General features: G+C 36.7%; 9 protein-coding genes. 7 read left to right on the top strand and 2 right to left on the bottom strand.

The features are described from left to right. The first annotated feature begins 45 nt into the window (after nucleotides 1-45). The 4 genes from rpsA (at nucleotide 46) to F3J23_RS20815 (ending at nucleotide 7,067) form a co-directional block, all read left to right on the top strand. A complete protein-coding gene (gene rpsA / locus F3J23_RS20830) occupies nucleotides 46-1,836 on the top strand; it encodes a 30S ribosomal protein S1 (protein ID WP_167033374.1) in 1,791 nt (596 codons plus the stop codon). Nucleotides 1,837-2,248: 412 nt separating this feature from the next. After that, entirely contained in the window at nucleotides 2,249-4,873 is a 2,625-nt protein-coding gene (locus tag F3J23_RS20825) for a T9SS-dependent M36 family metallopeptidase (RefSeq protein WP_228455395.1), read from the top strand. A gap of 127 nt (nucleotides 4,874-5,000) precedes the next feature. Next, nucleotides 5,001-5,987 carry an EamA family transporter gene (locus F3J23_RS20820; protein WP_167033370.1) on the top strand — a complete coding sequence of 329 codons (987 nt, stop codon included), beginning with the start codon at nucleotides 5,001-5,003 and terminating at the stop codon, nucleotides 5,985-5,987. Between the two features lie 84 nt (nucleotides 5,988-6,071). Continuing rightward, nucleotides 6,072-7,067, top strand: coding sequence for an alpha/beta fold hydrolase (locus F3J23_RS20815; protein ID WP_167033368.1), 996 nt, complete (start codon nucleotides 6,072-6,074; stop codon nucleotides 7,065-7,067). A gap of 43 nt (nucleotides 7,068-7,110) precedes the next feature. Here F3J23_RS20815 and F3J23_RS20810 read toward each other — a convergent pair whose 3' ends face one another. Then, the gene (locus F3J23_RS20810; RefSeq protein WP_167033366.1) at nucleotides 7,111-8,253 is read right to left on the bottom strand and encodes an MFS transporter; all 1,143 of its coding nucleotides are present in this window, start codon (nucleotides 8,251-8,253) and stop codon (nucleotides 7,111-7,113) included. 76 nt (nucleotides 8,254-8,329) lie between these two features. Here F3J23_RS20810 and F3J23_RS20805 point away from each other — a divergent pair, with 76 nt between their 5' ends. Beyond that, nucleotides 8,330-9,112, top strand: a complete 783-nt coding sequence (locus F3J23_RS20805) for an AraC family transcriptional regulator (protein WP_167033364.1) — start codon at nucleotides 8,330-8,332, stop codon at nucleotides 9,110-9,112. A gap of 260 nt (nucleotides 9,113-9,372) precedes the next feature. Beyond that, on the top strand, nucleotides 9,373-9,831 hold the full coding sequence (locus F3J23_RS20800) for an SRPBCC family protein (protein ID WP_167033362.1): 459 nt from the start codon (nucleotides 9,373-9,375) through the stop codon (nucleotides 9,829-9,831). Between the two features lie 93 nt (nucleotides 9,832-9,924). On the opposite strand, the gene rplS is transcribed toward F3J23_RS20800, so the two are convergent. Further along, nucleotides 9,925-10,281, bottom strand: coding sequence for a 50S ribosomal protein L19 (gene rplS, locus F3J23_RS20795; RefSeq protein WP_167033360.1), 357 nt, complete (start codon nucleotides 10,279-10,281; stop codon nucleotides 9,925-9,927). 294 nt (nucleotides 10,282-10,575) lie between these two features. Between rplS and F3J23_RS20790 the strand changes: the two genes are divergently transcribed. Continuing rightward, entirely contained in the window at nucleotides 10,576-13,314 is a 2,739-nt protein-coding gene (locus F3J23_RS20790; RefSeq protein ID WP_167033358.1) for a fibronectin type III domain-containing protein, read from the top strand. Nucleotides 13,315-13,612 lie beyond the last annotated feature (298 nt).

Below are 13,612 nucleotides of genomic sequence, written 5' to 3'. Positions count from 1 at the left end.
TGTTAAGACCGTTGAAAGAGAAGGAATACAAATTTATTTAGAATTATGTCAAAAGAGACAAATTCAGCAGAATTATTATTAAACCAAAACGTAGCACCTGAACAATTTGACTGGGATTCTTTCGAATCTGGTCTTGATGCTGATGCTAGAAAAGAAAAAAGCGATTTAGAAGAGATCTACAACGGATCATTAAACAACTTAGACGATAACGACGTTCTAATTGGTAAAGTTGTAAGATTAACTGATAAAGAAGCTATCGTAGACATCAACTTCAAATCTGAAGGTGTTATTTCTCTTAACGAATTCCGTTACAACCAAGGCCTAAGTGTAGGTGATGAGGTAGAAGTAATGGTTGACAAGAGAGAAGACAAAACTGGTCAGTTACAATTATCTCACAGAAAAGCTAGAACGCTTAAAGCTTGGGATAAAGTAAACGAACTTCACGAAACTGGTGAAATCGTTAACGGTTTTGTTAAATCTAGAACTAAAGGTGGTATGATCGTTGACGTTCACGGAATCGAAGCATTCTTACCTGGTTCTCAAATTGACGTTAAGCCAATTAAAGATTACGATCAGTTCGTAGGAAAAACTATGGAGTTCAAAGTTGTGAAAATCAACCCTGAGTTCAAAAACGTAGTTGTATCTCACAAAGCATTGATCGAAGCAGATATCGAAGGTCAGAAAAAAGAAATCATCGCTCAGCTTGAAAAAGGTCAGGTTCTTGAAGGTACTGTTAAGAATATCACTTCTTACGGTGTATTCATTGACTTAGGAGGTGTTGATGGATTGATCCACATTACAGACCTTTCTTGGTCTAGAGTGAACCACCCATCTGAAATCCTTGAGGACGGACAAACTGTAAAAGTTGTAATCCTTGATTTCGATGATGAGAAAACAAGAATCCAATTAGGTATGAAGCAATTAGAAGCTCATCCTTGGGATGCTCTTTCTGCTGACTTAAAAGTTGGTGACAAAGTAAAAGGAAAAGTAGTAGTTCTTGCTGACTATGGTGCATTCGTAGAAATCGCTCCAGGTGTTGAAGGATTAATCCACGTTTCTGAAATGTCTTGGTCTACTCACTTAAGATCTGCTGGAGATTTCGTAAAAGTAGGTGATGAAGTTGAAGCTGAAGTATTAACTTTAGACAGAGAAGAAAGAAAAATTTCTCTTGGTATCAAGCAATTATCTAAAGATCCATGGGAAAACATCGAAGCTAAGTATCCGGTAGGATCTCAGCATGTAGGAACTGTAAGAAACTTCACTAACTTTGGTGTATTCGTAGAGTTAGAAGAAGGTATCGACGGATTAATCTACATCTCTGATCTTTCTTGGACTAAGAAAATCAAGCACCCATCTGAGTTCTGTGCAGTAGGTGATAAATTAGACGTTGTAGTTCTTGAATTAGATATCCAAGCTAGAAGATTATCTCTAGGTCACAAGCAATTGACTGAAAACCCATGGGATAAATTCGAAACTAAATATGCTGAAGGAACTATCCACGCTGGTAAAGCTGTAGAAGTTCACGATAAAGGAGCTTCTGTACAATTCGAAGATGCTGAGGTTGAGGCTTTCTGCCCTTCAAGATTATTAGAGAAAGAAGATGGATCTAAAATCAAAAAAGGTGAAGATGCTCAATTCAAAGTAATTGAATTCAACAAAGAATTCAAGAGAGTTGTAGTTTCTCACACAGGGATCTTCAGAGACGAAGAGAAGAAAAACGTAAAAGAAGCTTCTTCTAGAAACGTAACTTCTTCTTCTAACAACGAAGAAAGATCTACTCTTGGAGACATCGATGCATTAGCAGAGTTGAAAAGAAAAATGGAAGAAGGTAAATAATCTTTAAACCATTTATAAATAAGGAGCCGCTCGTTGAGCGGCTTTTTTTTGTCTTTTATTTAAGAAGGCTTAATACATTTTAGAAAATCGTAAATATAAATTGAGATTGCAAAACAAAGAATTTATCCAAAAGAATTATTAAAAAATTATTAAAATTCAAATGCTGTTTTACAAAGATAACCTGTATAATAAGACACCTTTTGGAGGGTAAAGGCTTCTCTCGAGTGAGGTAAGCGCTTATATAGTAAGTTATTACAGCTATATGGTGTAAGTTGATTTCTCTATATTGAGAAATGCTTAATTATTATTTAATATGTATAAGTTAATTTAATTATTTTATTATTGTGTTTTATTTATTTATAACATTATTTATTTGTTAAATATTTGTAGATTAGCGCCTTTAATAATGGATATGAAAAATAGAACTCTACCTCTTTTGTTTGCCGTATTTTCTGCATTTCCGGCAGTGTTGTTTGGACAAGATAATGAAACATTGATTAAGGATTATATTTCTCAAAATAAAATAAGGGAATATAAGAAGTCTGATCTTAACAATATTATTGTGGATAATGTGGATCAGTCAAAATCTTTAAATGGTGATGTTGTGAAATTTTTACAGACGTATAATGGATTGCCCATATACAGCTCCGTAGGAACAGCATTGATAAAGGATCATAAAATCGTTTATTACACAGACAATTTTGTAAAAGATTATACTTCGTCTACTTCCGGTACAGGTGCTATCAACAAAAATGCTGCGCTTCAAAAGATTGCGGAAGAGTTGAAGAATTCTGATATTGCCAATTTTACCATTCTCGGATACCTTGAAAAAAATAAAGCAAAAGCAGCTTCATCTGCTAATCAAAGACTGGTCTATGTAAATGATGAAACAGGAAATCTGCGTCTTGCTTATGAATATACTTTAACGGAGCCTAAAACTCCTAATTACTGGAATATTTTGGTAGATGCCAATAATGGAAAGATTCTGGTAAAAAATAACCTGACGTTATCTTGTAATTTCCATTCTGATGCATTCGGCTCAGATGCTGAGCATAATCATGCAGATCATTTTGAAAATACTTTAATAGGTCCGCAAAATAATTTAGCTAAGAACAATTTTACATTTTTCGCTCCGGATAATGCCTCATATAATGTATTCCCTTTACCTATAGAATCACCTACTTTTGGAACAAGATCAATAATCAATAATCCATGGATTCTTAATGCATCCCCAGAAGGATGGCACTCCGATGGGGACAATCATTATACAATAACCAGAGGAAATAATGTATTTGCTTATGAAGATGTTGCAGGAACTGCTTTAACGCCGCCTGATTATCTTACAGGAGCACCTGCGGATGGGGGAGCAACCAGAAATTTTGACTTCCCTTTCATTATTAATGAAACACCTGCGAATAATAGAAATGCTGCTATTACGAACCTTTTCTATCTGAATAATAGAATTCATGATGTATTTTATCAGTTCGGATTTACAGAAACAGCAAGAAACTTTCAGCAGAATAACTTTGGAAAAGGAGGAATAGATGATGACTCGGTTTATGCAGAAGCTCAGGATGGAAGTGGTTTAAATAACGCCAATTTCTCTGCAGCTCAGGAAGGATACAACGGTAAAATGCAGATGTATCTTTGGTCTCCTATAGGAAGAGTATTATTTTATAACGCGCCTACAGCTGCTGTTTCCCGTACTCCGGGAGCAGGAGTAGCACAATTTGGGAGTCCGCTGCCTGTAAACGGGATTTCTGGTAATGTACAGTTATCATCTGTTTTGGATGGATGTACAGCTTTACCCGCAGCATCATTGGTAGAAAAAATTGGTTTGGTTGAAAGAGGAACCTGTTCTTTTGCTATTAAAGTAAAAAATCTTCAGGATGCCGGAGCCAAAGCTGCTATTGTTTATAATAACACAGCCAATGGTTCTACAATAGGGAATATGGCAGGAACAGATCCTGCTATTACAATTCCTTCCATATTAATTACCAATGCTGAAGGGGAGTATATAAAAACTCAGCTGGCAGCAAGTACAACGGTGAATGTAACATTAAAAGCAGACACAACACCAGACGGAAGTTTTGATAACGGAATTGTAACGCATGAGTACGGACATGGTATCTCAAACAGAATGACGGGAACTGGATATGCATGTCTGAATGCTAACGTAAGCAAAGAGCAGATGGGAGAAGGATGGTCAGATTTCTTTGCCCTAATGTTAACCAATAAACCTGGAGACAATGCCAGTGTAGCAAGAGGAGTTGGTACTTATGCAATAGGACAGGCAACAAATGGCGGCGGTATCAGACCTGCAAAATATTCACCGGATCTTACCGTGAATGGCTATACTTATGGAAATACAAACGGAATGCAGTATAATAACGGCTCCGCAATAGTACCGGATGTACACTCTATTGGTTTTGTATGGGCTACCATGCTATGGGATCTTCACTGGAAATATGTTGAAAAATACGGCTACTCTTCAGACGTATTGTCCGCTACGCCAAACGGAAGTACGAAAGTATTGCAATTGGTAACCAATGCATTGAAACTTCAGGCTTGTAATCCTAGCTTTATTGAAGGAAGAGACGCAATATTGGCAGCTGACCTGGCAACTACTCAGGGGGCAGATAAATGTATGATCTGGGGAGTTTTCGCAAGAAGAGGTTTAGGAACAGGAGCGTCTGCGGGAGCTAAGAATAATATTAATGACCAGGTTCAGGACTTTAATGTGCCGGCAGAGTGTTTATTGGCTACCAATGAAGTGAAATCTGCTAAAGACAATAAAGTTTCCATCTATCCGAACCCGGCGAAAGATGAATTCTATATCAACTTCCCAAGTAATACCCTCGGAAAAGTAAGCGTAGAACTTTATGACATGTCTGGTAAGCTGGTTTCTTCAGAAGATAAAGTTTCGCCTGATGCTAAAAAAGCAATTTCTACAAGCAAACTGGTAAACGGAACCTATATGGTAAAAGTAAAAGGACTTGGTTTCGAAGCGGCTTCAAAAGTAATTGTAAAAAAATAACAGACTCTTATAATCCGTTATAAAGATCGCCACAAGCTTGCTTGTGGCGATTTTATTTATCTATCATGGTAACATTGCAGGGTACTTTAATTTATATGTTGTACCTTTGCAGGCTGTTAAAAAAATTATGAAGAAGAAAAATATACTAAAAGGTGTTTTATTTGTAGGAATTGGAGCTAGTATATACGGTATGTTGGCCACTTTTGTAAAAATGGCCTATCATGATGGCTTCACAACTTCAGAAGTAACTACCTCCCAATTCGTATTAGGTTTGACAGGACTTTTGATCCTTAATTTTATTCAAACCCTAACCTCAAAACAAAAATTATCAGTACCAAGCTCTAAAGAAGTCAGAATGCTGATGCTGGCAGGTACTTCTTTGGGAGGAACAAGTTTGTTTTACTATATCGCGGTTCAGTATATCAACGTTTCTATCGCGATTGTATTGCTGATGCAGTCGGTATGGTTTAGTGTAGTGGTAGAAAGTATTCTTACCAAAAAGCTGCCTAATGCAAGAAAAGTGATTTCCGTGGTAATCGTATTGCTGGGAACTGTTCTGGCTACCAATTTGATCAATATGGAAATAGAACTGGACTGGCACGGTGTTTTCTGGGGATTGATGGCAGCAGCTTCTTATACACTCACTATGTTTACCTCCAATACGCTGGCTACCCATCTGCCGGTGTTCAGGAAGAGTATCATTATGCTGACGGGAGGTTCTCTAGTAGTCTTTGCCTTCTTATTCTTTGCACAAATAGGACCAATGCATTTTGACAGTTTAAAATCAATCTACTTAAACTTTACAGAAAATACGGAGCATATTCATTCATTTAATTATTCAATATTCTGGACTTATGGAGCTGTTCTTGCTTTGTTTGGAACCATTATTCCACCGATTCTGTTTAATATCGGTTTCCCCAATGCTGGTCTGGGATTAGGAAGTATCGTTTCCTCTCTGGAGCTTCCTGTTTCCGTAACCATGGCTTTCGTATTGCTGGGAGAGAAAGTTTTTTTAATTCAATGGGCAGGAATCGCTCTGATTCTTTTTGCAATTGTTTTAATGAACCTGCCTTCAAAAAAAGAAAAAGAAATTTCAATGGCAGAATTGTCGTAATTAATAATATTTTAAATAAAAATAACAGTTGAAAGCCGTTCCTTTGGAGCGGTTTTTTTTAATTTTAATACTTAAAAAAGTTTCATGAAATATTTTAGAAATATAATAAGCAGATTGGCATTGGTGATGGTATCCGGTTTTATGTCTTCACAGATTAAACCTTTGGATGCTATGCTGACAGATTACAAATATCCCTACGAGGTTCATTTCCTTACGCTAAAATCTCAGGATAACAATCTGAAAATGGCCTATATGGATGTACAGCCCCAAAAGCCAAATGGGAATACAATAATGCTTCTTCATGGAAAGAATTTTAACGGGGCTTATTGGGAAAGAACGGCAAAAGACCTGTCTGCAAAAGGATTTAGAGTGATCATTCCTGATCAGATCGGATTTGGGAAATCTTCCAAACCTCATAATTACCAGTTTTCTTTCTCCCAGCTTGCAGACAATACAAAAGCTGTTTTAGATGAACTTAAGATTGATAAAGTCATAGTATTGGGGCATTCTATGGGGGGAATGGTTGCTACAAGATTTGCATTACTATATCCGGAAAGGATTCAGAAACTGATCCTCGAAAATCCGATCGGGCTGGAAGATTATAAGACCTTTGCAGCTTACCAGACCATTGATCAGGCTTATCAGTCTGAGCTTAAAAATACCGCAGATACCTATAAAAACTATCAGTTGAAATTCTATTATGATAATAAATGGAAAGAAGAATATCAGCCCTGGCTGGATCTGATTGCCGGCTGGACACTTCATAAAGATTATCCACATGTAGCCTGGGATGCTGCTTTAACTTCAGATATGATCTATAATCAACCAGTGTGTTATGAATTTAAAAATATCAAGGTACCTACCTTACTTATCATTGGTACAAGAGACCGAACAGCTATAGGAAAGGACAGAGCTCCAAAAGAGTTTCAGTCTCAAATGGGACAATATCAGGAACTCGGGAAGAAAACCCAACGGGAAATTCCCGGTTCGAAGCTGATAGAAATTGAAAACGTAGGACATCTTCCCCATATAGAGGTTTATTCTAAATTTTTTGATGCGTTATATGATTTCATAAAATAAAATAGAATTTTCGTTTGACCTGATGTTTCAATTTTCCCTTTTACTACTTATTTTTTTGATTAAACAATAGTAAAACAACAACCCCGATTCCTGAAAATATTACACACGACACCCCAAGGTTTTGTATCAGTCCAATGCTCACTAATCCTAAACCTATCAGAATGTAATAAATAAGACCCAGCAAAGCTCCGGCACTTCCGGTTTCGGTCTTATAATTGATCAATGCCGTACTCAATATATTAGGAATTGCAATACTGAAGGCCATAACAATAAAAAAGTAAGGAATTAAAAAGCAGATTCCTTTACCGGTTAAAATCCATACAAAGACAGCTGCTATACATGCAGTTACTATTCCTGTCTGAACTAAATTTTCAGATGGTATATTTTTTATTAAAAGATATCTGTTAAGCTTTGCTCCCATAAAAGTTCCGGTGGCGAGTATAATACTGCTATACCCAAAAGCATATGAAGAATAATGATACTCTTTAAAAATAAACGGTGCCAGCGAGTAATAGGAAAACAGCAAAACATTAAAGCTCATAATTAACAAACATGATTTGATAATCTGAGGATCTCTGACCATTCTTTTTAACAGAGCCGCCAGAGTATGAAGGGTAATTTCTTTTTTTGAATGATGAGTTTCAGTTATTTTTTTTCCTGAAAGCACAAAAAACAAAACCGATAGTAAACACAAAATGATGAACACTCCCTGGTGTCTTGTAGAAGTAGCTAATAAAGAACCTGTAATCATTCCTATTACAGGGCTAATGGATAAACCGATACCTATCCATGAAAATGCCTTGCTGATATTGTCTTTGTCATACATATCTCTTAGAATCGTTTGAGTAACAATTGATCCCACGGCAATTCCAAATGCAGAAATAATTCTGGCGGTAAGGAGTACTGTAAAATTGGGTGCAAAAATAGCTGTTAAAGTTCCAATTCCATAAGTGATGAGCCCATATTCCAATGATTTTTTTCTTCCGATCCTGTCGCATTGCACCCCCCAAAATGCTACTCCTAAAGCAAAGGCTATAAAATATAAACTGATCGTCAATGTAGCTGATTCTTCTTTCACTCCGAACTGTTCCTGTACCATTGGCAAAACAGGACTGTAAATGGTTTCTACGAATTGTGGAAGCATGATAAGCAGAATGAGCAGCCAGAGCGGGTTTGTCTTTATCATTTTTTTTCTGCAAAGTTTCGAAAAATTCAATGTATATTTATAATGATATAAAAACAAAAAATATCAGAAATAGGACATGGCTGTGCTCAGACAAAATGAAGAATTTGATGCAGATTCTTTGAAAAAAAAAGTAATTGGAATTGCCTCTGATATGATAATGCATGATTCGGGATTTCATGAACATAAAACGAAGGCCCAGCTACTGTATGCGCCCTCAGGATGTATGACTGTAACGACTTCGGACAGACAATTTGTTCTTCCGCCATTCAGAATGCTCTGGATTCCGGCTCATGAAATCCATCGGGTGAATTTCCGGAATATGGTAGCATACAGATCCATCTATTTTGATGCAGCTTATGCGGAAAAATTCATCAGGTCGAGTCTTAAAGTTTTACATGTAAATCCCTTATTAAAAGAAATTGTAGAACGGATATGCTTTTGGGAATGGGCTGTTCCTGAAAATGATCAGGAGAATCTTTTAAAGGTATTCTGGGATGAAATAAGTAAAGCTCCGAAAGAAAAACTGGAACTGAGAATGCCGAAAGACAGACGCTTTAAAAAGGTAGTAGAAGATTGGACTCAACGATTATCAATGCCTCCCATGCTAAAAGATCTGGCTAAAGAAACGGGAGCTGTTGAGAAAACAATCAGCCGTATTTTTAAAAAAGAAACCGGGCTGTCTTATCAGGAATGGCGGCAGCAATGGCGTCTTCAGAGATCCATAGAACTTTTGGTGGAAGGGAATTCAATCGGAGAGGTATCTCATAGATTAGAATTCTCCTCGGATAGTGCTTTCATTGAGTTTTTTAAAAAACATACCGCATCTACACCTTTACAGTATCTGATGAAACAGGAGTAGTATTTTCTACAATTAATACATATTCTGATAAAGTGAATATTTCCTTTCCTATGTAGATAATTTACTCCTTGTCAAGGTTTTAAACCTTGACAAGGAGTAAACAGCAAAACTTAAGACGATTTTTACTTCCGAAATCTTATATTTCTATCAAATCCTGCAAGCTCTCAAATTTCCATAAGTATTTCTTATCTTATGCAAAGTCTATTGCCTGGAAGTTTTCCTAAAATTGTAGTACCTAATACAATCATTTTATGAAAACCATGAATAAAACGAATGCAGATCATTATACTCATGCCATTGAAGTGAGCACAGCAGCAGATAAAGCATACAATGCGGTTACTCAGCAGATTCCTCTTTGGTGGACTGAAATGTTTGAGGGAACAGCAGCAAAGGTAGGAGCTGTATTTACAATTAGATTTGGAGATAATATCTACAAAACTATGCGAGTGAAGGAACTGGTAGACCACTCAAAAGTGATCTGGGACGTTGAAGATTCGTTGATTGCCTTGCCGGAATTAAATAACCAGACGGAATGGATTGGTACAACTATAATCTGGAATATAGAGCAGAAAGAAAACCTTACGCAGTTACAGGTTACCCATATTGGTTTATCTCCGGATGTTGAATGTTATGATATTTGTTCTGATGGCTGGCTGCAATTTATGAATAGTCTGAAACTGTTTCTGGAAACAGGAAAAGGAAGCCCATACAAAAAATAGTATTGATAATGATATTGTAGCTTGGCTGCATATCACAAAAAAAGAAGCTGTTTACATGTAAACAGCCTCTTTTTGCATTTATTGTTGTCTGAATTATTTCTTCTTGTAAGCAGCGTCTTTGATTCTCGCTTTTTTACCTCTAAGGTCTCTGAAGTAATAGATTCTAGCTCTTCTAACTCTACCTCTTCTGTCAACCTCGATTTTTTGAAGTGCAGGCATGTTGATAGGGAATACTCTTTCTACACCTACATCACCACTCATTTTTCTGATAGTGAAAGTTTTTGTAGAACCAGCACCTCTCAATTGGATAACTGTTCCTTTGAAGAACTGAGTTCTTGTCTTTTGTCCTTCTTTAATTTCGTAATACACAGTAATTGTATCACCTGCTTTGAATTCAGGGAATTCTTTTTTAGCAATGTACTTGTCTTGTACGTACTTTAATAAATCCATTATTAATAAAATAAAATGTTAAAGCTAAGCAACTTACACGTTTTTCGTCAGAGGTTGAATAACAGGTTGCAAATGTACAAAATACTTTTTGAATATACCAAATAATTAATGTAGTAAAAACTATAATTTTTTCATTCCGGTTTTGTTAAAAAATTAACAGTTTCTTTAAAATTCCATCAGGCAGAGTTTATATGGGAAGCATACTTTTGCCCGAAATAAAAATGAAAACAACAAATTTTTAAATTCCTGATTTACAAATTAAAACCCTTTACACCACTTTAAAGTTTAACTATTATGAAACATTATTTCTTCTTTTTTTGTTTCGCGGTCCAGATGGCTTTCGGGCAGGTTTTGTTTCCATATCTGCAAAACCCGACTCCGAATTCCATGATCGTCAATTGGAAGACTGCTTCCGATAATGAAACAACCGTAATCTATGGAGATTCACCAACGAATCTGAATGTTACTGTAACCGGAACTACCAATATCTTTTCGGATACAGGCTACAACAACAATTATTATTATCACACAGCTAAGATTACCAATCTGCAGCCTAACACCAAATATTATTATAAAATAAAAACCGGTGCAAATGAGTCTGCTGTTTACAACTTCAGAACACTTCCTTTGCCAGGGCAGGCGGTAACGGCAAATGGTAAGATCCGTTTCCTGATCATGGGAGACAACCAGATTAAGGCAGAGCCCAGATATGACACTCTTACTTTAAATGCTTATAAGAAATTAAAAGAAAAGTTCGGAGCCAGTACAGATCCGTCAGATAATATTGCTCTTACATTTATGGTCGGAGATCAGGTAGATGTTGGAACACTGGATCATTATGAGAATGTTCATTTTAAAAAGAATATTAAATTATCTCCATATCTGCCCATCCAAACGACGGTAGGAAACCATGAGACATACGGAACTCTGGGAATGAACTCTTACTATGCCCATTTTTATATTGATGAAATTAAATATAAAAATATCACTTCTGGAAATGAAAATTATTATGCCCAGCAGGCCGGTAACGTTTTGTTTATAAGTTTGAGTTCAGAACATACAGGAACAGCACAGCAGACCTGGCTGTCTCAGATTTTGAATGAAGCCAATAATGATTCTACGGTAGACTGGATCATTTCTTTAAGCCACAGACCTTATCAGGCTGAGCAGTATGTAGGGGATATTTCTACATGGGTGAGAGACAATGCGGTTCCGCTTCTTGTAACTTCTGATAAATATTTAATGCATGTGGGTGCACACCATCACTTGTATCACAGAGGTCAGTTAAAAAATTCACCAACATATCAGATTATCTCTGGAGGAACAGCTTGGGACCAGTATTGGGGAATGTCTAATGAACAGGACTTTGATGATGTTCAGAAAACACTTACAGACTGGACTTACCAGATTGTGGAAGTAGATGTGCCAACTGGAAAAGTAGATATTGAATGCTATTCCATTGGAGGTGTGTACAATAAGAAAAATAACGTATTGGTAGATTCTTTCCACAAATATAAAAATCAGCCTAAGCCGGCAAAACCATCTATCACAAACACATTCTCAGGGCCAATTACACTGCCTTTAACATTAGATGGAAGCGCATTTTCCTCTTCAAACGGAGAGCTTTTAAATACTACACAGTTTCTTATCAGTAAAACATCCAACTTCTCAGTTATTGAAAAAGAATTTTACCGAGATTTTGAAAACTGGTTCGGAAAAGACGGAAACGGAACACCGGATAAGACAAAGAACCTGAATGATGGAGTAGATATTACAAAAGCTACTTTAGCATCAAACTCAATTCCAAACGGGATCTATTACGTGAAAACAAGATATAGAGACAGAAACCTGGAATGGAGCGACTGGAGTGATGTAAAACAGTTTGAAATTACAGGAAGTGTGGTTTCGAACCCTACATTTACTTTAGATAAAACTGAATATACCTTAAATGAGCCTATCACTGCAACTTTCACAGGAGGTCCTGGAAATCAACAGGATTGGGTTGGGATCTATAAAAAAGGCCAGACTCCTTCTACTGCAACATCCCAAGGGTATATTTACACAAATGGACAGGTAGCAGGAACGGTTACTTTCAACAGCGGTTTAGCGAATAAAGGACAATATTTTGCAGGATTTTTTGCTAATGGAGGATATACGGAAATTACTCCAAGGAAAAATTTCTATGTAGGACCAAAAGTACAGTTGCAGGCTACTGCTGATACCTATCCGGTAGGAGGAACGGTTGTGATCAATTTTACAGACGGACCTAATTTACAGAAAGACTGGATCGGAATCTATAAAATGGGGCAGACCCCGGGAACTACCGCTTCTATAAAATGGAGCTATGTAACCGCTGCTTCAGGAACACTTAATTTCACAGGACTTCCGAAAGGATACTATTATGCCCAGTATCTGCTTGAAGACGGATATAATGGAATAGGAGAGAAGGTGTTCTTTAAAGTAGGAGATATCGTTACAGATCTGTGGATCAACAAACCGGTATACACTTTAGGTGAAAATATCACAGCTTCATGGACGGATTCTCCGGGAATTATCAAAGACTGGCTGGGAATTTATCCGCAAAATGTTCAGACACCGGATGATAACTTTGTTTCCTATACATACTTTGACGGAGTAACTCAGGGGACAAAAACAATACAGGGAACTGCAGTACCTGCCACACCAGGAAATTATTACATGGTAATGTTTACGAACGACTCTTATACGGAAGTTTCAAACAGAGTACAATTCCAGGTGGCTGCGCCAACTCTAGGAACCGAGGAAACAAGAAGTACAGAGAAAAATGTAGTTCTGTATCCCAACCCTACGAAACCAGGGCAGCCTACATTTATTAAGAGTGATTATCCGATTGAGAAGATAGAATTGATCTCGGCTTCCGGAGAATTACTTTATGTATCAAAAAATATCAATAATCAGCGTTTCTCTCTGGTTAACGAAAACCTTCCGAAAGGAGTATACTTTGTAAAAGTACACGGTAGAAAATTATTTACTCTAAAACTGATCATCCAGTAAGAAGTAAATACCTAATAAGAATAAGCAGGCTGTCAGAAATGGCAGCCTGCTTTAGTATAATTAACCTACATAATCCGCAAAATCAGCGTGGTATAAAATTCTCTCAGATTTGCATGCTGATCTGTGGAAGCTCGTGTTACTAATTCATATTTCTGAATGTAAAAGATGAGAAGTATAGTAAAAAATGAACCGGATCGTTTGTTTTTTTAATATATGTTTGATGTTATCGATTTAAATATTAAAAATAGTCACAATAAGAAATAACAGAATTTTTCAGATTATTTCCGGGCATCGGATA

It is taken from the genome of Chryseobacterium sp. Tr-659 (assembly GCF_011752975.1).
Taxonomy (GTDB): domain Bacteria; phylum Bacteroidota; class Bacteroidia; order Flavobacteriales; family Weeksellaceae; genus Chryseobacterium.
Note: the sequence above shows the minus strand (reverse complement) of the source record. Positions and strands in the feature narration are given on the sequence as shown.

Coding starts and splice junctions, on each gene's coding strand:
- rpsA (WP_167033374.1), top strand. CDS start 46: ATGTCAAAAGAGACAAATTCAGCAGAATTATTATTAAACCAAAACGTA.
- F3J23_RS20825 (WP_228455395.1), top strand. CDS start 2,249: ATGAAAAATAGAACTCTACCTCTTTTGTTTGCCGTATTTTCTGCATTT.
- F3J23_RS20820 (WP_167033370.1), top strand. CDS start 5,001: ATGAAGAAGAAAAATATACTAAAAGGTGTTTTATTTGTAGGAATTGGA.
- F3J23_RS20815 (WP_167033368.1), top strand. CDS start 6,072: ATGAAATATTTTAGAAATATAATAAGCAGATTGGCATTGGTGATGGTA.
- F3J23_RS20810 (WP_167033366.1), bottom strand. CDS start 8,253: ATGATAAAGACAAACCCGCTCTGGCTGCTCATTCTGCTTATCATGCTT.
- F3J23_RS20805 (WP_167033364.1), top strand. CDS start 8,330: ATGGCTGTGCTCAGACAAAATGAAGAATTTGATGCAGATTCTTTGAAA.
- F3J23_RS20800 (WP_167033362.1), top strand. CDS start 9,373: ATGAATAAAACGAATGCAGATCATTATACTCATGCCATTGAAGTGAGC.
- rplS (WP_167033360.1), bottom strand. CDS start 10,281: ATGGATTTATTAAAGTACGTACAAGACAAGTACATTGCTAAAAAAGAA.
- F3J23_RS20790 (WP_167033358.1), top strand. CDS start 10,576: ATGAAACATTATTTCTTCTTTTTTTGTTTCGCGGTCCAGATGGCTTTC.